This is a genomic window from Epilithonimonas lactis (genome assembly GCF_900110605.1).
Classification (GTDB): domain Bacteria; phylum Bacteroidota; class Bacteroidia; order Flavobacteriales; family Weeksellaceae; genus Epilithonimonas; species Epilithonimonas lactis.
The window spans coordinates 445,091-465,403 of record NZ_FOFI01000002.1; the positions used below are offsets into that span (position 1 = coordinate 445,091).

The window sequence follows — 20,313 nt, forward strand, 5'->3', positions numbered from 1 at the left end:
AAAATAAATCCTTTAAGCCAAGATCCTATTCAAAACCAGATTCACCTCATCCACATTTTTCACGTTGTCTTTCCGCATCATCAGCTGGTTGTTCTTTTCTTTTAACGTCGCTTCCTTCGGATTTTGTGTGAGGTAGGCAATTATTTTTTTGAATTTTTCACTTTGATAGAATTTGTCCTGAGGATTCGCAGGGAAATATCCGAGGAACACTTTGTTTTTCACGACCAATTTATCAAATCCAATTTCCGCGGCCAGCCATTTCAGCTCCACAGATTTTAAGAGATTGATGGCTTCATCTGGCAATTCTCCGAATCGATCTTTCAATTCATTTTCGAAGTTTGCAAGGTCGATGGCATTATTGATCTCAGCTAATTTTTGATATAATGACAATCTTTCCTCGGTCGAGCTCACATAATGATCCGGCAACATCAACTCAAGATCCGTATCGATATTCACTTCCTTCGTCGATTTGAATAACTTCTGACGGTCTTCCTCATTCTCGAAAAGGTTTTCAAAATCCTCATCATCTTTCAATTCCTCCAAAGCTTCCTGCATCATTTTCTGATACGTTTCAAATCCCATTTCGTTGATGAATCCACTTTGTTCCGCTCCAAGCAGATCGCCCGCACCACGAATCTCCAGATCCTTCATCGCGATCTGGAATCCACTTCCAAGGTCCGAAAATTGCTCAATCGCCTCCAGACGTTTCCTCGCATCGGAAGTCATCATATCAAACGGTGGCGTAATCAAATAACAGAATGCTTTCCTGTTGCTTCGCCCAACTCGTCCACGCATCTGGTGAACATCCGCCATTCCAAATCGGTGAGCATCATTAATGAAAATCGTATTCGCATTCGGAACGTCTACTCCACTTTCGATGATCGTTGTAGCGACCAGAACGTCATATTTTCCATTCATAAAATCGAGGACGTTTTGCTCCAATTGTTTCCCTTCCATCTGTCCGTGACCGATCACGACTTTCGCATCTGGAACCAAACGTTGGATCAATCCTGCAATGTCTTTCAGATTTTCAATTCTATTATTGATGAAATAAACCTGTCCGTCACGCTGAAGTTCATACGAAACCGCATCACGGATCACTTCTTCGCTGAAACCAATTATACTCGTATCAACGGGCTGACGATTTGGTGGTGGCGTTTTGATGACCGAAAGATCTCGTGCGGCCATTAAAGAAAACTGTAAAGTCCTTGGAATCGGTGTTGCCGTCAACGTCAAGGTATCAACATTGGTTTTCATCGTCTTCAGTTTATCTTTTACAGAAACTCCGAATTTATGTTCTTCATCAATGATCAAAAGACCTAAATTCTTGAATTTCACTTTCTCCGAAGCCAATTGATGTGTTCCGATCACGATATCCACTTTTCCGTCTTTCAATCCAGCTAAAGTTTCGGATTTCTGTTTCGCCGTTCTGAATCTATTCAAATAAGAAATATTGACCGGAAAATCCTTCAATCGCTCTTTGAAACTTCTGTAATGCTGGAAAGCCAGAATCGTAGTTGGAACCAAAATCGCCACTTGCTTGCTGTCCGTCGCCGCTTTGAAGGCCGCACGGATCGCAATTTCCGTTTTCCCGAAACCTACGTCGCCACAGATCAAACGGTCCATCACGCCTTCATCTTCCATATCGCGCTTCACATCGAAAGTCGCTTTTTCCTGATCCGGCGTGTCTTCGTAAAGGAAACTCGCTTCCAACTCATTTTGAAGATAAGAATCCGGCGAATATTGGAAGCCTTTCGCGGTTTTTCGTTGCGCGTAAAGTTTTATTAGATCAAACGCGATCTGCTTGACTCTCGCTTTTGTTTTTTGTTTTAATGATTTCCACGCTGGCGAACCGAGTTTGCTGAGGACAATTTCCTTTCCGTCTGGTCCGTTGTATTTTGAGATTTTATGAAGCGAGTGAATGCTCACGTAAAGCAAATCGCCATTTTTATACGTCAGTTTGAAACATTCCTGGATCTTCCCATCGTTATTGACCTTCACCAAGCCCATAAATTTCCCAATGCCGTGATCGATGTGCGCAATGTAATCGCCCACTTTCAAAGACATCAGATCTTTCAAAGTCAGCTGTTCGGATTTGGCAAACGTGTCTTTGGATTTGTAACGTTGATAACGGTCGAAGATCTGATGGTCTGTGTAAACCAGAAGTTTATGTTCAAGATCCACAAAACCCTGATGAAGTTCGGATCTAAAACTTTTAAATGGAATCTGATGTCCCAATTCTTCGAAAATTGATTGCAATCTTTCTCTTTGTTTTTCCGATGAGAAAGAGATCCACGTGTCAAAACCGAGAATTTGTTTTTCCTGAAGGTCATCGATCAATAATTCAAAATTCTTGTGAAAACTTGGCTGTTGTGTTTGGTTAAGTTCCAATGTTTTGATCTTCGGAAGTTCAAATTTGTGTGAACTGAAATCGATGGTTTTGAACTTGATCAGTTTATTCTTGAATTCATTTTCGGAAATAAACAATTCTTCCGGCTTTCTATGACTGATCTCTTTGCTTAGTGTTTCAAATTTCTCAAATGATTTTTCATAAAAATCCTTGACTTTCTTAACGCCGAGAAATAGATTCTTTGATACGATCAAACTGTCATTAGAAAGCAATTCGAAGAAAGAAACCTTGTTCCCTGAAACCGAAAAGTTCATATTGGAAACCAACTGGAATTCCATGATCTTGTCCAATGAAAGTTGAGATTCGATATCAAAAGTTTTGATGCTTTCCACCTCATTACCAAAAAATGTGATCCGGAAAGGCTTTTCATTAGAGAAAGAAAAAACATCCACAATTCCACCACGAACAGAGAATTCTCCAGGCTCGGAAACAAAATCGGTTTGGTTGAATTGGTAATGATTCAGCAACTCATCCACAAAATCAAAATCCAATTGGTCACCGACTTTGATCTGATGCGAAATTGCTTTGAAATCTTCTTTCTTCAACACTTTCTCGGACAATGCGCCAACGTAAGCCACAATGACTTTCGGAGATTTTTCGGAATTTATTTTATTGATGACCTCAGTTCTCAAAACCAAATTGGCGTTCTGCGTTTTCTCAACTTGATAAGGTTCCAAATGCGTTGCTGGAAAATAGAGTATATTTTCTTTCCCAAGCAGATCTTCCATTTCTGAGTTTACATAGAGCGCATCTTCCTTGTCATCGACAATGAAAAGAACATTCTTTTTGTGCGCCAGAAACAATTCTGCCGTGAAAATAGAAACAGCCGAACCTGCGCTTCCTTTCACAGAAATATGTTGGTTGCTATCTAATTGTGAAAAAATCTCACTCCCAAACTCCTTCTTAAGCAAATCGGGAAGCAGATTTTCATTGATTTTTTTTAATTCCATTCTGAAATATGTGTAAACAGGAAAACGATTCCGAGCTTGTTCCCGGAATCGTAATTCTTGGCAAAGATACTATTTTTAATAAAAATTAGTTTTAATTTTACATCCACTAATAAACTGCCAAAGTGAAATTTGCATTCAAAATATTATCCTTTTTCTGCTTGATGTCTGTTCTCCTGACACGATGCAAGGACGATGATGCCAATATCTTTCGGGCTTATGCAGAAGGCAAATTCACGTATTCGGACGGCAAATTTTTGGAAGATCCCATTCATCTTGTCAGCAACAAAAAAGTGATCGCAGAATCTTATCCTAAGGAAAGTGGCAGTTTTGTCTTGGCTGGACCTTACGAAAAGAATTCTTACAAACTGCAGTTGAAAAACTTCAAGATCAAATCTTTCTCTACTGAAACCGCTGGCTGCAAAATCTCAGCAGATTCTCTCAGCATCGAGATTCCGGATGGTGTGACCTACATTATTTTCAACGACATTACTTTGAAATGATAAGAAGATCTATTCTATTTTTCATCGCCATTTTTTCGATTTCTGTCTCTGCACAACGGCGAAAACAAAGCTGGACAGAACAAGTGAAGTTTTCCGTGGATCCACATGTAAAGGTGATGACCTCGCTTGGCAATAATTTCCTAAGTGAATCTTTCGATTATTTTTATGGATTCGGGATTGGGCTTAATACCAATCTTTACAAGAATTTTGGTCTCGGCGTAGAATACACTTATTTTCTGGCTACTTTGAAAAACCCGGAATTGTTCGGATATCTCGGCGCACCATCTATTAATAATTTTGATTGGTACGTTTTTCACAAAGACAAGATCTCGGAAGCGTTCTTCGTGGAAGAGATTGTAGGTTACAGCACCTATCGAATGAAAAGCCCTTATCTGGACAACTCTGGTGACTTCCGTGAAGGTAATGGTGGACTGAATCTTGGTGCAAAGGCTATTTACGTTTTGGATGTAGAAGGCGTGCAGGAAATCGTTTTGGGTGGGAAACTTAATTTCTACAATTCCAAGATCGGCAATCAGAATCCAGACCTCGAGAAGTATTACTCCAAAGCGACGTTACTGAACATAAGTCTGGCCTATCGCTTTAATTTTTAAGGAGATTTTAAGCTTTTATAATTTCTGGTTAAAGTTTTATATTTCTCATTTTTAATCAATTATTACTATAAATTTGTCTCATCAAAAAACATAAACAACTCAAAATGAAAAATCTTTTAGCAACATTGCTGCTTACTTTCGGATTAGGAGTAGCATCAGCACAAACAACACCAGCAGCGAAAGCAACAAAGACAGAGGTCAAAGCGAAAACTTCTAAAACATCTGTAGAAGCAAAAGCTGCAAAAGTGGCAAACACGCCAGACGTCAAACTGAAAAAAGACGGAACACCGGACAAACGATACAAAGCCGCCAAAACCCTGAAAAAGGACGGAACGCCAGACAAGCGTTACAAGGCTAACAAGTAATTTATCTCGATCTTTTGAAGAGAAGGATAATTTAATTTTTCATAACTTTTATTTTTTTAAGGCTTTACAATTTTGTAAGGTCTTTTTTTTGGTTCGCGATTTGATTAAAGTTTATCATCAATAAAAAATATCATTATGAATAATCCGAAACCAATGCTTACACTTTCCGAAGTGATGGAAAAACTAAGACAAAAAGGCATCACCAAAGAAATTCTAATGAATGAGGATAAAAAATTTGTGTTGCGCGACGAGGGAATTGTTTACAAACCTGAAGACCTGAAGATTATCCGAACGTACAGATTCGAAGGCGCAAGTGATCCAGGCGATAACGTGGCACTGTACCTTTTGCAGGACGTGTACGGCAACCAAGCGATGATCATCGATTCATATGGCGCCAACAGCAACTACAGCGGTCCGGAATTCGATGACTTTTTGAAGAAAATAGAAGAAGACGAACAAAAAGAAGAATTTGATTTCTAAATAATTCCTTTTTTAGTTTTTTTATAGAAGCCTCGTCTCTCAAAAGACGAGGCTTTGTTTTTTAGATCTTGATGATCAGCAAAGTTTTCTTAAGTCCATCCTCAATACCTTTCCAGTAGAAGTTGAAGAATGATCGTTCCTTGTTCCGTTCAACATAGATGTCCACAGATTCTGGGAATTTCTGAGAATCCTTCTTCACAAACAGATTGGCAACGCCAGAGAGGAATTTCTTTTTCTCCTTGGTATCTTTATCGATCAGCGCCACCTTCAAATCTTTATGTGTGATCTTGAATTTCCCATTCATAATATCATTGTTTCCTTTGAAATTATAATCAAGACTCGTGATTGTCCCGGTCGCTGTGATATTCATATAAGGTTTGATGAACGGATTGATGTCATTTGCCGGCAAATCATTGATGTAACCACCGATTGTAAAGTTGTCTCGTAAGTCCGAAGTGTCAAAGTTCCAATTCACTTTCATTGGAGAAACGCCCATAAAATTGCAATTGATGACAATCGGAACTTTCGTATTTGTGCCTTTCTTTTTGTTAGAATTCAGGTTTTTGACATTCAAATTGAAATTCGTAAAAAATACTTTTCCAGGTCCGTTGTTGTCTGGCTTGTCTTCTTCATAAACTAATTTTGAGTTTATAAGACTCAGATTGTCAACAACTAAAGGGAATTTTATATTTCTAAGAACTTTGGAATAGAGTAACTTTTCTTTTGGATTGTCTTTCGGGATTTTGCTTCGGAAAATATTGGCGTCCACATTGTGAAGTTTCGCGGATTTCAAATGCAGGTCGAGTTCTTTTTCAAAAGTCCAATCCACGCCAGAAAGTTGAATCCTGTTTGCTGAAATATTAAATTGGTCATCTTCCATCGGAATGGTTCTCACAAACTCGGCGCGCGACATTTTTGGAATCATTTTAAAATTCATTAAATCAATCGATTGCGAAGACATATTGAAGCTTGACAAACTGAGATTGTAATATTTGCCAGAATCGTAAAAAAACGTATTCCCAACAATTTTATAATCTTTGAATTTGAAAGGCAATTTGTTCTTCGAAGTTTCGTCATCCATCAAAAATTCTTTCACATTCGCATCAAATTTTGCAAGTGACAAGGATTTTTCGCCGTTGGATTTCAGCATTGATAAGGTTCCATTTTTAATATCAATATTGGCAAAATTCAAATCGATGCCATTTTTCTTTGTATTTTTCGGTTTAATGATTTTCGCATCACGATTTTGAATCACAAATTCCGGATTGATGAACTGCGCATTTTTCAAATTCAGTTTCGCCTTATCAAAAACCAAATCATTGAAAGAAATTTTCTTGCTTTTGATACTGAAGAGACTTTTCTGTTTCGTAAAACTTTTCTCCCAATCTTTAAAATCCAAAATCGATTTCAACTCAAAATCATTGATTTCCAATTGCCCATTATTGGTTTTAACATCGCTGGAATTAATCGTATAAACGTCACTTATTTTAGCGAAGAAATCTTTCGCGGTAATCTTGTAACTGTCGAGCGCAAACGGCAATTCGTTCGGATTATCATTCAAGCTAAGATTCTTGATTTCGAGATTTAGGTTTTTAGCTGAAAAAGCTTTTAAGTCATCCGGATTTATAACGTCGATGTTTCCTTTGGTGATGTCAATATTTCGGATGAAAAACGGCATTGGTTCTTTGACGGAATCTTTGGTTTTCTTTTGCGCCAATCTGATTTTGAGACGTGGATTCGTCAATCTAATGGAATTGGTATTGATTTTTTTATTTTTGATTAAATCAATGATTCCTAATCTACTGACATTCAAGCCGTCAACAAATCCATCAATCGCCAAAACTTTTTTGTCATTCGGATTTTTGGATTTTATCAAAATATCGTCTGCCGAAATACTTCCGCTGAGAATTTCGACATTCAAAGTTTTGTAGGTAATGGCGTAAGGTGTTTTGTTTTTGATGTAATCCGGAAGCTGATACTTGAGCCAAAGCGTGAATCCAATGTTCACTATCAGGATGAGAAGCAAAATACTTCCCACAACGATTCCGGTAACTTTTAAAGTTTTTTTCATCTAATTTTTTCTAACTAATTGATTACTAAAAACCGTTCCAACTTTAAATGCCTTTTTCTTTTAAGAGTGTTCAACCACAAAAGTCACAAAAGAAAATCAAAAAATTAATCATTCAAAAGAGAAAAAAAGACAACTTTTAAAACAATTTCTTTATTTGAGCTTTTAATAAAATTAGAGCTTTTGTGCCTTTTGTGGTTTCGAATTTCTAAACTGTCAACTCCACAACATAACCTTCGTGCCCGCGAACATTGATGAAATCATCACCTTCAAAAGCAAGATATTGTCCTTTGATTCCCTTCAAAACGCCATTGAATTCCGGTTTTTTGTCCAATGTGAAAACATTGATTTTCTCAGGTTTTTCATAAGGAAAATCGAGTTTGATGATATTTTCCTCGCTCACCGCAAATTTTTTGAAATCGTTGGGAAAATAGTCTGCGATTTTGTTTCGGAAATCGATCAGATCTAAAGTGTCCTCGTAATCATCCAAAAGCATTTTCTTCGGATTGGTCTTGTCGGCCACGTGTTTTTTGAGTTCTACCTCAATCATTCCAGCTTCGTAACGGTTTTCCGTGATGGCAATTGGCAAAGCGAACGTTGCACCTTGATCGATCCATCTTGTCGGGATTTGCGCTTCTCGAGTCACGCCAACTTTCACATCGCCTGTGTAAGCCAAATAAACGATATGCGGAACCAGCTGGATCTGTTTTTCAACTTCCAGATCTCTTTCGCCCACACCAAGATGCGCGGTTGACAATTCCGGACGGATAATCGTGTCGCTTGCGTATGGACTTTCGAAGAAGCATTTTTTGCAGAATCCCATTCGGTAGATCTTTTCGTCGCTCCCACAATTCACACATTCGTAGCCAACATGTTGGATGTGAAGCTCTTTTCCAAAAAGCTGATTCATATTGATGAGATCGCCATTCAGGTTGAGGTAATACTGGATCGGTTTTCCGTTTTGAGAGATCATTTTCAGGATTTGTCCGGAGAATTGCATTTTGTCGTGGATTAGAAATTGGGATTAAAAGTAAACATTATAAATCAATTTCTAAAAATTTATCGAAGACTTTGAACGAGCACTTTGGCGGATGATCGGAAATAAACTTAAGATAATTCTCAATTTGATTTTTAATAATAAATTTGTCGCAATTAAAAACACTTTTTATGAAAAATATCTATGCATTGCTATTATTAGCACTGACCAACTTCGCAATTGCTCAAACAACTATTTTCACAGAAAATTTTGGTGCTGGAACAGGCTCTACAAATACCAGCGTGGGAGTTTACACTGGATATCAAAATGCTTCTCCGATTGTTTACAGTGGAAATTCTGATATAAGAACAACATTCTCTTCCACCGGTTATACTGGTGCTAGCGGAGCTGGCTGTCTGTTTTTAGGAGCTACCACAGCTGCAACTGCACCAGAGAAATTTTTGACAATCTCAGGAATCAAGACATCAGAATACAAGGATATAAGTTTATCTTTTGGGCATTACAATGGCATTGCAAACACAAGCTTTGTCCCAAAAGTTGAAGTGAGCACAGATGGATCTAACTGGACCGCTCTTAGTTATGCAAGAGTTAGTACCAATGCTTCTGTTTGGGAATATGTGACGGCTACAGGAACAATTCCGAAGACAGAAAATCTAAGAATCCGTTTTACTAATACTATGGATTCAGCGGTTGGATACAGAATTGATGATATCAAATTAGTGGGAACCGTAGATGCTCTAGCGGTCAACAACACCAAAAAAGAAAGTTTTAATATCTATCCTACTGCGGTCAGCAATGGAATTGTCTATGTTACATCTCCAAGTAATGGACTGAAAAATATCAAGATCTACGACGCTTCTGCAAAATTGGTCATCAGCACAGCAACTCCAAAAGAAGTGAATGTTTCCAAACTTGCAAAAGGAACGTATATTATGAATGTTGAAGAAAATGGTGTTTCACAAACCAAAAAGTTTATTGTCAAATAAAAATAATCCTCTGAATATTAAAAGAATCTCCCAATTAAGAGATTCTTTTTTTTGTTTAATTCTTATCTTCGCAAAACATTTGATCTTATGAATTATCTAGTTACTGGCGGCAGTGGATTTATCGGTTCTCATCTGGTAGAACAACTTTTGAAAAATGGACATTCTGTCATTAATATTGACAACTTCGACGGTTTTTATGATTATAAGATCAAAGTTCAAAATACACTTGAATCTTTGGATATAAAATCTGAGTTTAATTTTAAGGACAAAGAAACTGATATTCAAAAATTATCAACTGAAACAAAGTCAGACAATTATCAACTTTACTATCAAGATATTCGGGATAAAAAAGGATTGGAAGCGATTTTCCAAAATCATAAAATCGATGTCGTGATCCATTTGGCGGCTTTGGCTGGCGTTCGTCCGTCTATTGAAAGGCCTTTGGAATATGAAGAAGTGAATATCCGTGGCACTCAGCATCTTTGGGAACTGTGTAAAGATTTTGAAATCAAAAAGTTCGTTTGTGCTTCATCATCAAGTGTTTATGGGAATAATGAGAAAATCCCGTTTGCTGAGACCGACAATGTGGACAATCCTATTTCGCCTTACGCAGCGACAAAAAAATGTGGCGAAATTATCGGCCACGTTTACCACAGTCTTTATCATATCGATATGATCCAGCTGCGGTTTTTCACGGTTTACGGACCAAGACAAAGACCAGATCTGGCGATTCACAAATTCACAAAACTGATTTCCGAAAATAAAGAAATCCCGTTCTATGGCGATGGTTCCACAGCTAGAGATTACACTTTCATTGATGATATTATTGATGGTATTTTGAAATCTATCCAATATCTAGAGGCCAATGAGAACGTTTATGAGATCATCAATCTTGGTGAAAGTGAAGTGGTGACACTCAACGAAATGCTGTCTGTCCTAGAAACGACAATTGGCAAAAAAGCAAACAAAAAAATGCTGCCAATGCAACCAGGCGACGTCCAAAAAACCAATGCTGACATTACCAAAGCAAGGACAATAATTGGATATGCGCCAGGCACAAACTTCCAAAATGGCATAAAAAAATTTGTGGAATGGTTTTTGGGAAATCCGCAGTAATACGCCACGATGACAATCAAATTTAAATATTAAATAAAATAATTTTTAAATATTGTTGAAAATCAGTAGAAAAGTGTATAAAGTATCACCTAATTTTTTACTTTTGCAAAAATTATAAATTATGTATTGGACATTAGAATTAGCATCTTACCTTAGTGATGCACCTTGGCCGATGACCAAGGCAGAATTGATCGACTACGCTATCAGAACCGGAGCGCCTATGGAAGTTGTAGAAAACCTACAAGCTATCGAGGACGAAGGAGAGATCTATGATGCAATCGATGAGATCTGGAGCGACTATCCTACAGATGAGGATTACCTCTGGAACGAGGACGAATATTAATTCGGTTTTTTGGCTCTTGGTTTTACCTTTTGCCAATTCTTTTAAATAAATAACGCAGTTGGCCACAAGCCAAGTGCAAACCGCAAATAGCAAATTATGAGTTTTTTAAATACAGTTCTTAAAAGTTTTTTGGGAGACAAAAATGCAAAAGATCTTAAAGAAGTAAAAAAAGTTGTCGCAAAAATCAAAACAGTAGAATCTGGCATCCAAGCATTATCCGATGATGGATTGAGAGATAAAACAGCAGAGTTCAAAGAGAAATTGAAAACTGCCACTGCAAAATTTACAACCCAAATTGAAGAAACTAAAGAGCAGATAAAAAACTCAACCAACGTTGACGAGAAAGAAGCACTTTTCACCAAGATCGAAACTCTGAAAAAAGAGTCTTACGAAGTGGAAGAAAAAGTATTAGCTGAAGTTCTTCCAGAAGCATTTGCTTTGGTAAAAGAAACCTCCAGACGTTTGGCGCAAAACGGAGAAATTCGTGTAACTGCTACAGATAGAGACCGCGAATTGGCAGCTACAAAGGATTTTGTGGTGCTGGAAGGCGACATCGCTGTTTGGAAAAACAAATGGGACGCTGCGGGAACGCCTGTCGTTTGGGACATGGTTCATTACGACACACAGTTTATCGGTGGTGTTGTCCTTCACCAAGGGAAAATTGCTGAGATGGCAACCGGAGAAGGAAAAACACTTGTTGGAACTTTGCCGATTTATCTTAATGCACTTCCTGGCCGTGGTGTTCACGTGGTAACCGTGAATGACTATTTGGCAAAACGTGACTCCGCTTGGATGGGTCCATTGTACGAATTCCACGGCATGAACATCGATTGTATCGACCTTCACCAGCCAAACTCAGACGCCAGAAGAAAAGCTTATCAGGCAAGCATCACTTACGGAACCAACAACGAATTTGGTTTCGATTATTTGAGAGATAACATGGTAACTTCTCCAACTGAATTGGTTCAGGGAGAATTGAACTTTGCGATTGTAGATGAGGTGGATTCTGTTTTGGTAGATGATGCCAGAACGCCATTGATCATTTCTGGTCCGGTACCACAAGGCGACAGACAAGAATATGATGTCTTGAAGCCTTCTATCGACAGAATCGTTGAAGTTCAAAAGAAAACCGTTTCAGTCCTTTTCAACGAAGCAAAAAAATTAATTGCTGCTGGAAAAACCAAAGAAGGCGGTTTCAAATTACTACAAGCTTACAGAGGTCTTCCTAAGAACAGACAATTGATCAAGTTCTTGTCAGAAAGTGGAAACCGTGCATTATTACAAAAAGTTGAAGGCCAATATATGGCGGACAACAACCGTGACATGCCAATCGTAGATAAAGATCTTTATTTCGTGATCGATGAGAAAAACAATCAAATCGATCTAACTGATAAAGGTGTAGAATATATGTCAGCTGGTAACGAGGATCAACAATTCTTCGTTTTGACAGACATCGGAACTGAGATTGCTGATATCGAAAAACAAAATCTTTCTAAAGAAGATGAGTTCGCGGCGAAAGAAGAATTGTACAGAGATTTCTCTATCAAGTCTGAGCGTATCCACACTTTAAATCAATTATTGAAAGCTTATACATTATTCGAAAAAGATGATGAATATGTGGTGATTGACGGCGAAGTGAAGATCGTTGATGAGCAAACAGGTCGTATCATGGAAGGAAGACGTTATTCCGACGGACTTCACCAAGCGATTGAAGCTAAGGAAAATGTAAAAATTGAAGCAGCGACTCAAACGTTTGCGACCGTTACTTTGCAGAACTACTTCCGTATGTACAACAAACTGGCTGGAATGACCGGAACGGCGGAAACAGAAGCAGGAGAATTCTGGCAAATCTACAAACTGGATGTTGTTGTAATTCCTACCAACAGACCAATCCAGAGAGATGACAGACAAGATCTGGTTTTCAAAACCAATCGCGAAAAATATAATGCAGTAATCGAGGAAATCGAAAAATTGGTAGAAGCTGGAAGACCTATTTTGGTTGGTACCACTTCTGTTGAGATCTCTCAATTGTTGTCAAAAGCATTAAGCTTAAGAAAAATCCCTCACAACGTTTTGAATGCGAAACTTCACAAGAAAGAAGCAGAGATCGTAGCTGAAGCTGGTGGCGCAGGTGTTGTAACCATTGCAACCAACATGGCTGGTAGAGGAACGGATATCAAACTGAAAGGCGAAGTGAAAGCCAACGGTGGTCTTGCGATCATCGGAACAGAAAGACACGATTCTCGTCGTGTTGACAGACAGTTGAGAGGTAGAGCGGGACGTCAGGGAGATCCAGGAAGTTCTCAGTTCTATGTTTCTTTGGAAGACAACTTGATGCGTCTTTTCGGATCCGAAAGAATTGCGAAAATGATGGACAGAATGGGACATAAAGATGGCGAAGTGATTCAGCATTCTATGATCTCCAAGTCTATCGAAAGAGCTCAGAAAAAAGTAGAGGAAAACAACTTCGGTGTTAGAAAGAGATTGTTGGAATATGACGATGTGATGAACAAACAGCGTGACGTGATCTACAAACGTAGAAAGAACGCCTTGTTCGGAGATCACTTGAAGTACGACATCGTGAATATGATCTACGATACAGCTGCTGCAATCGTTTCTCAACACAAAGCTACTGGAGTTTATAAAGATTTCGAATTCGATATCATCAAATATTTCACAATGGAATCGCCGGTTACAGAAGCTCAGTTTTCAAGCACTCAGATTCCTGCGTTGACAGACATCGTTTTCAAAGCGGCAAAAGAAGATTATGACTTAAGATTAAACCTTCTTAAAGAAAATGCTTATCCAATCATCGAGAATGTATTCCTAAATCAAGGTTCGATGTTCAAAATGATCCAGGTTCCGTTTACAGATGGCATTAAAACAATGACGATTGTAACGGATCTACAACAAGCTTATGAAACCAAATGTGAATCGTTGATTACTGATTTTGAAAAGAATATCTCTTTATCTATCATTGATGAGAACTGGAAAACACACTTGAGAGAAATGGATGACCTACGTCGTTCTTCCCAAGGTGCTGTTTATGAGCAAAAAGATCCATTGGTCATCTACAAGCAAGAATCTTTCTACTTGTTTAGCGAAATGGTAGAGAAAGTGAACAAAGAAATTGTTTCATTCTTATACAAAGGCGAAATTCCTGCATAAACAAAGGACTTTACGATATAACCAAAAAGCTGTTGATAATTTCAACAGCTTTTTTGTTTTAACATTTATTAACAAAATGACAAATATCATATTTAATTCTAATTTAGAATTAATAAAAATAATACATTTGCAAAAAATTAGTCCTTAATGAAGAAAATAATTGTGAGTGCTGTGGTTTTGGTTTCCACGTTTGCATATGCTCAAGAGAATGATACTGTAAACAACTCGAAAAACATAGAAGAAGTTATCATCGATGCTTTGGTAAAAAAAGATAGTGACTATTCTAACAAAATGCCTTTAAAAGCTATTGAGGATCCTCAAGTACTATCATCAATTAGTTACAAAGCTTTAGAGAATCAGCTTTTATATACCATAGATGATGCTTACAGAAATATTACTGGATTACAAAAAATGTGGAACGCTACCAGCAGAGCTGGTGATGGTGGATCATTTATAATTCTAAGAGGTTTCGTTTCTACCGGTTCTATGAGAAATGGTTTGGTAGCACCTGTAACAACAACAGTGGACGCGATCAATCTTGAAAAACTTGAAGTGTTAAAAGGCCCTTCCGGAACTTTGTATGGAAGTAATGTTGCATCTTACGGAGGTTTGGTCAATAGAGTTACAAAAAAACCTTATGGTACCTTCGGAGGAAATGTTACCGTTACTGGCGGTGGCTATAACACTTACAGAGCTCAGGCGGATGTAAACGCACCTTTGACTGCAGATAAAAAACTTCTATTCCGAGTTAATACAGCTTACACAAACTCTGGCACTTTCCAGAAAAGTGATATGAAAAATTCATATTTTGCATTCACACCTTCATTGACCTATAACGCTTCTGACAGATTACAGTTTAATGTGGAGTACGAAATGTTCAACAACAGAGCAGTCGGCGAGCAGCTATTCTTTTATCTATCTCCCGTTGGACTTAATGGCATTGATAATATGAAAGATCTGGAAAAAGCAGGTCTTGATTACAAACAATCTTTCATTGGTGATGATCTGTACACAACTGCAAGAGTCAATAACGTCTTTGGACAGATCAATTATAAGATCAATGACAACATCAAGTCATCAACAAATATTAATAACTCTCACAGCTTCTCAAACGGATTCGGTCCATATTTCGGACTGGGAATGATGGACAACCAATTGCTCATTCAAAGATATGATCAAGGAACAAAAGACAGTAAAAAATCTTGGTTCCAAGTACAGCAGAACTTCAACTTCGATTACACTTTCGGAAATGGAATGAGAAACAGAACTGTTGCAGGTTTTGATTTCTTACAAACTAAGGACAGATCCAGGTTCATCTATTTGAATACTGGTGCTTTTGATACGGTTTCTGCTAATGGTGGAGATTATTCTGGATTTAATGGTTCTGCTTTAGGAGCTCTTTATAATAATCCTGCCAACTTGAGCAATTATGATATTGATTCTGACCTTAATACTTACAGTGGATATGTTTCCAACGTTTTCACACCTGTTTCAGGTCTTAATGTAGTTCTAGGATTACGTTATGAAAGTAATGATTCTAAAGGCGGAAAAGTTTGGATAAATGATACTGATCCTTACAATCAATCAGCATGGTCTCCAAAAGCAGGATTGGTTTATGAGATTGTAAAAGACAAATTCTCAGTTTTCGGGAATTACCAAAACAGTTTCAAAAGTAATGGATATTACACATTCAATGCTGCAGGAGAAACTGCATTATCAGATCCGGAAAGAGCAAATCAGTTCGAAGGAGGTTTTAAAACTAATCTGATCAACGGAAAAATCAATGCTACTGTAAGTTATTATGATATCACTGCTAAAAATTATCTCGTAACTACAGGATATTTTGGAAACATAGCTATCCAGAATCAAACTGGAGAGATTCGCAGCAAAGGTGTAGAACTTGAAGTTAATGCCTATCTTGTTAAAGGATTTTCTTTGATCGGAGGTCTTGCATATAACGATACTGTAGATCAAGCCACCGGAATGAGACCTGCTACATCTGGGTCAAAATGGTTAGCAAACTTTAACGCAAGTTATCAATTCATTGATGGAAATCTTAAAGGTTTAGGATTTGGCGTTGGAGGAAATTATGCGAGCGACAACAAAATCCTTAATCAATTTAATCCAACAAGAAACGCACAGGATACTTTTACTTTGAATAGCTTTTTTGTCTTAAATGCTAACGCATATTATGACACTAAGAAATTCAGAATTGGATTGAAGGTTGATAACTTTACCAACGAACATTATTGGATCGGATATTCTACTGCAAATCCACAGACTCTTATCAATGCTTTAGGAAGCATCACTTACAAATTCTAAAAAATAAAAAAGCTAAGTTTGCAACTTGGCTTTTTAAACTTTTATGAGGAAAAAACATCATCATAAGAAGAAACCTGGTTTCTTTAAAAAATGGACAGCCAAACTACATTTGTGGTTTGGCTTGTCCATTGGTACACTCATTTTCATTATCGCGATCACAGGCGCCTTGTATGTTTTCAAAGATGAAGTGGAAAATGTGACCAGAAAAGAATACATCTACCACAACGAGCAGAACATCGACCAAAAACAAATCCTGCCAATCCGCGTGATGGAAAAATTGGTCAACGAGCAGACCAAAGAAAAGTATCCAATCCACTGGATCAACGTTCCGATCGACAAAAAAATGTCCTATCAATTTTACTGGTACGAGCATCAACCTGATCAATGGAATTACTTTGATGAATTTCCGATCTACAAATTAGCTTACGTCAATCCCTACACAGGAAAAGTACTGCAAACGTACGACGAGAAAAACGGTTTCTTTGCCATTGTGAAATCCATCCACTGGAGTTTTCTTTTGAAACAGGATTGGGGAAGTTATGTTGTCGGGATTCCGGTCATTATTTTCTTAATAATGCTGATCACAGGAATTGTGCTTTGGTGGCCAAAGAATAAAGCAGCCAGAAAACAACGCTTCAAATTCCAATGGAAAGACACCACACAATGGAAACGAAAGAATTATGACCTTCATAATATCCTCGGCTTCTACTCTTCTATTTTTGCTTTGATCCTCACCATTACAGGTTTGTTCTATGCATTCTTTGTCGTTCAGGCGATGATCTACGTCGTATTTTCTGGAGGCGAAACAGCTTATCCGGATTTCTCAAAGATCACGACCAAAGCGCCAATAGAGATGAAAAACGACAGAACCTTGGACAAGATCTCTGACAAAGTGAAGGAGTTGTATCCAACAGCTTACGGATTCAGTTTGGATCTTGGTCATCCGCATATCGACGATCACGAACATCCGAATTTCGAGGTTTATGTGAGACATCTATCCTACTCTTATCACAAAAGCAGCAGCTTGATCTTTGATGAGAACTCTGGAGAATTACTGCACACACACGACCCGAAAGACAAGAACTTTGGAGAGAAAACCGTGGCTGCCAATTATGACATTCACGTTGGTGCGATCTTAGGCTTGCCGACAAAGATCATCGCATTCATTGTCAGTTTAATCATTGCCTCAATGCCAATCACTGGATTTATGATCTGGTGGGGACGAAGAAAGAAAACACAGATTAAATAATTGATATTGAAACCTGAATTTAATCATTCAGGTTTTATATTAATTTTAATTCATACTATTTTAGTATGATAATAAAATAATTTACTTTTGCTCTCTATTTTTAATAAACTATGAGCAGCAATCCTATTATCTTGAAAAAGTGGTACATCCTCTTTTTCACTTTCACAATCATCCATTCAGTCGCACAGAATTCGATCACCGGAAAAGTTCTGGATAGCATCAACAACAAACCGATCACATCGGTCAAGATCACTTCGAAGGCCGATAAAAACGTATCCGTCCAAACCGATCAGGATGGTAATTTTACCTTAACTAATATCAATCAATTTCCTTCAGAATTCAAAATTCAGAAAAACGGATTCGAGTCGAAGTCTTATTATATTAATGAAAATCCGACCGACACTTTGATCATCAAACTTCTCCCCAATGATTTCGTGATCACGGAAGTCATCGTTACCGCCAGACGACGAGAAGAAACGGCGCAACAAGTTCCGATTCCCATCAATGTGATCTCTGGAAAAAAAGCGGAAGAAACGGGCGCTTTCAATGTCAATCGCTTGAAGGAACTGGTGCCATCGGTTCAGTTTTACAGTTCCACACCTAGGAATACAAGTCTCAGCATTCGAGGATTAGGCTCTACTTTCGGATTGACCAATGATGGTTTGGACCCAGGTGTTGGTTTCTACGTGGATGGTGTTTACTATGCAAGACCAGCAGCCACAACTTTAGATTTTGTTGACATCGAGAGGATCGAGGTTTTGCGCGGTCCGCAGGGAACTTTATTCGGTAAAAATACAACGGCCGGAACCTTCAATGTCACAACAAAGCAGCCAAGTTTCACAACAGGTGGAACAGCAGAGATCAGTTTTGGCAATTATGGATTCATCCAGGCAAAAACGTCTGTCACGGGCGCCATCTCGGATAAGTTTGCCAATAGATTCTCAGCTTCGGGAACACACCGCGATGGTACGATCTATAATTCCAGAGCCAGCCAAGACCTGAATGATATTAATTCTATTGCGATACGAGATCAGCTCTTATACAAACCCAATGAAAATTTAAAATTCATCTTGACCGGAGATTATAATCGACTTCGAGCAAATGGCTACGCACAAGTGATCGCCGGCGTTGTGACCACAAAAAGAGCTGCTTACAGACAATTTGGAAATATCATTTCTGACCTTGGTTATACACTTCCTGCAATCGACCCGTTTAACAGGACTGTCGACACAGACACGCCGTGGAAAGCGGAACAAGATATGGGCGGACTTTCCCTGAATGCTGAATACACCTTAGGAAAAGGAAAGATCGTCTCGACCTCAGCGTGGCGATTCTGGAATTGGAATCCATCCAATGACAGAGATTTTACAGGACTTGCAGCGTTGGCAAAATCCCAGGCGCCGAGCAAACATCAGCAATGGAGTCAGGAAATCCGCTGGTCTGGTGATTTCAATGAAAAACTGAGCGGCGTGTTCGGTGTTTTTGGAATCTGGCAAAGATTACGGGCAGACAAAAATGGACAGATCGAAGAAGCTGGAAAAGACCAATGGCGATTTTCCCAAAGTTCTACAAGCTCTTTGTGGCAAACGCCAGGATTGCTAGATGGCTACGGAATCAAATCTTATCCAAGTCTCAACTCTTTTAGTGGTGCGGTTTTCGGACAGTTGGATTGGAGCTTCTCCGAAAAACTTAGTTTACTGCCGGGAATCCGCGTCAATTATGATAAAAAGGAAATCGATTTCAAAAGATTTATTTATGGCGGTCTGGAAACCAGTGACCCAGCTTTGATCGCGCTCAAAAATTCCGTTTACAGCAATCAGGAATTCAATGCGTCGATAGATGACACCAACTTTTCCGGACAATTGACTTTAGCCTTCAAACCAACCAAAAACTACAACCTATTCGGGACATTTTCCACAGGCTTCAAACCAGTCGGACTGAATCTTGGTGGACTTCCAACAGATTCTAATGGCAATGCATTGACGGAATTGGCCGTCGTGAAACCAGAAAGGATCCTTCATTACGAATTAGGTTTGAAATCTCAACCTTTCAAAAATTTCATCTTCAATCTAACCCTCTACAATTCATCTATTAAGGATTATCAAGTTCAAGTTCAGGCAGCTGACCTTTCCATCAACAGAGGTTATCTGGCGAATGCAGAAAAAGTACGAGTTCGCGGCATCGAGACCGATCTTTCTTACAGCTTCAGCAATTTGTATTTCTATTCCAATCTGGCTTACACAGAGGCGATTTATAAAAAATTTAACAATGCGCCGCCAGCTTTGGAGAATACAGGTGGACCTACTTTCGTTGATATTTCGGGTGGTGTTTTGCCAGGCGTTTCCAAATGGGCAGGTTCTACGGGTGGAGAAATTAATTTTGCAGGAAAATTCCTCAATTATAATGGCGATTATTTCTTCGCTTTGGATAGCTATTACCGTACAACGTTCTCATCCAGCCCTACACCATCTCAGTTTTTGAATGTTCCCGGTTATGCCCTTTTCAATTCGAGATTTGGATTCCGAGTGCGACAAGGTGTCACGACCTATCTTTGGGTAAGGAATATTTTCAACCGCGATTATTTTGAGCAATTGCTTCCCGGTGCTGGAAATGCGGGACATTATGCCGCGGTTTTGGGCGACCCAAGAACTTATGGCGTTACGATAAAATATAACTTCTAATTTTTAAAATTAACCAAATATTTAATTCATATTAAATTCCTTTTCTCTAAATTTAGGGTCTTAAAAA

General features: G+C 38.4%; 14 protein-coding genes. 11 read left to right on the plus strand and 3 right to left on the minus strand.

Annotation, left to right across the window (positions count from 1 at the left end):
* Positions 1-12: 12 nt before the first annotated feature.
* Positions 13-3,360: a transcription-repair coupling factor gene (gene mfd, locus BMW39_RS07280; protein WP_034973442.1), complete on the minus strand. Its 3,348-nt coding sequence runs from the start codon at positions 3,358-3,360 to the stop codon at positions 13-15.
* 122 nt (positions 3,361-3,482) lie between these two features.
* On the opposite strand from mfd, the gene BMW39_RS07285 reads away from it, so the two are divergent.
* From BMW39_RS07285 to BMW39_RS07300, 4 genes are all read left to right on the plus strand, one after another.
* Positions 3,483-3,860, plus strand: coding sequence for a hypothetical protein (locus BMW39_RS07285; RefSeq protein WP_131474271.1), 378 nt, complete (start codon positions 3,483-3,485; stop codon positions 3,858-3,860).
* Positions 3,857-4,471, plus strand: coding sequence for a hypothetical protein (locus BMW39_RS07290; RefSeq protein WP_034973445.1), 615 nt, complete (start codon positions 3,857-3,859; stop codon positions 4,469-4,471). The genes BMW39_RS07285 and BMW39_RS07290 overlap by 4 nt, the downstream gene beginning before the upstream one ends.
* A gap of 104 nt (positions 4,472-4,575) precedes the next feature.
* Positions 4,576-4,836: a hypothetical protein gene (locus tag BMW39_RS07295; protein WP_034973447.1), complete on the plus strand. Its 261-nt coding sequence runs from the start codon at positions 4,576-4,578 to the stop codon at positions 4,834-4,836.
* A 135-nt stretch (positions 4,837-4,971) separates the two neighbouring features.
* Complete coding sequence (locus tag BMW39_RS07300) at positions 4,972-5,316, plus strand: hypothetical protein (protein ID WP_034973449.1); 345 nt, start codon at positions 4,972-4,974, stop codon at positions 5,314-5,316.
* A gap of 61 nt (positions 5,317-5,377) precedes the next feature.
* On the opposite strand, the gene BMW39_RS07305 is transcribed toward BMW39_RS07300, so the two are convergent.
* Entirely contained in the window at positions 5,378-7,387 is a 2,010-nt protein-coding gene (locus BMW39_RS07305) for an AsmA family protein (RefSeq protein WP_034973451.1), read from the minus strand.
* Positions 7,388-7,592: 205 nt separating this feature from the next.
* The gene (locus BMW39_RS07310; RefSeq protein ID WP_034973453.1) at positions 7,593-8,384 is read right to left on the minus strand and encodes a DUF2797 domain-containing protein; all 792 of its coding nucleotides are present in this window, start codon (positions 8,382-8,384) and stop codon (positions 7,593-7,595) included.
* 167 nt (positions 8,385-8,551) lie between these two features.
* On the opposite strand from BMW39_RS07310, the gene BMW39_RS07315 reads away from it, so the two are divergent.
* The 7 genes from BMW39_RS07315 (at position 8,552) to BMW39_RS07345 (ending at position 20,246) form a co-directional block, all read left to right on the plus strand.
* Positions 8,552-9,367, plus strand: a complete 816-nt coding sequence (locus tag BMW39_RS07315) for a T9SS type A sorting domain-containing protein (RefSeq protein ID WP_051879825.1) — start codon at positions 8,552-8,554, stop codon at positions 9,365-9,367.
* An 87-nt stretch (positions 9,368-9,454) separates the two neighbouring features.
* Positions 9,455-10,483, plus strand: a complete 1,029-nt coding sequence (locus tag BMW39_RS07320; RefSeq protein ID WP_034973454.1) for a GDP-mannose 4,6-dehydratase — start codon at positions 9,455-9,457, stop codon at positions 10,481-10,483.
* Positions 10,484-10,604: 121 nt separating this feature from the next.
* The gene (locus BMW39_RS07325) at positions 10,605-10,826 is read left to right on the plus strand and encodes a DUF2795 domain-containing protein (RefSeq protein ID WP_027382805.1); all 222 of its coding nucleotides are present in this window, start codon (positions 10,605-10,607) and stop codon (positions 10,824-10,826) included.
* A gap of 96 nt (positions 10,827-10,922) precedes the next feature.
* The gene (gene secA, locus BMW39_RS07330; protein WP_034973456.1) at positions 10,923-13,994 is read left to right on the plus strand and encodes a preprotein translocase subunit SecA; all 3,072 of its coding nucleotides are present in this window, start codon (positions 10,923-10,925) and stop codon (positions 13,992-13,994) included.
* Positions 13,995-14,141: 147 nt separating this feature from the next.
* Positions 14,142-16,316, plus strand: a complete 2,175-nt coding sequence (locus BMW39_RS07335; RefSeq protein WP_034973458.1) for a TonB-dependent siderophore receptor — start codon at positions 14,142-14,144, stop codon at positions 16,314-16,316.
* A gap of 43 nt (positions 16,317-16,359) precedes the next feature.
* On the plus strand, positions 16,360-17,565 hold the full coding sequence (locus BMW39_RS07340) for a PepSY-associated TM helix domain-containing protein (protein WP_034973460.1): 1,206 nt from the start codon (positions 16,360-16,362) through the stop codon (positions 17,563-17,565).
* Between the two features lie 110 nt (positions 17,566-17,675).
* Positions 17,676-20,246, plus strand: coding sequence for a TonB-dependent receptor (locus BMW39_RS07345; protein WP_034973462.1), 2,571 nt, complete (start codon positions 17,676-17,678; stop codon positions 20,244-20,246).
* Positions 20,247-20,313 lie beyond the last annotated feature (67 nt).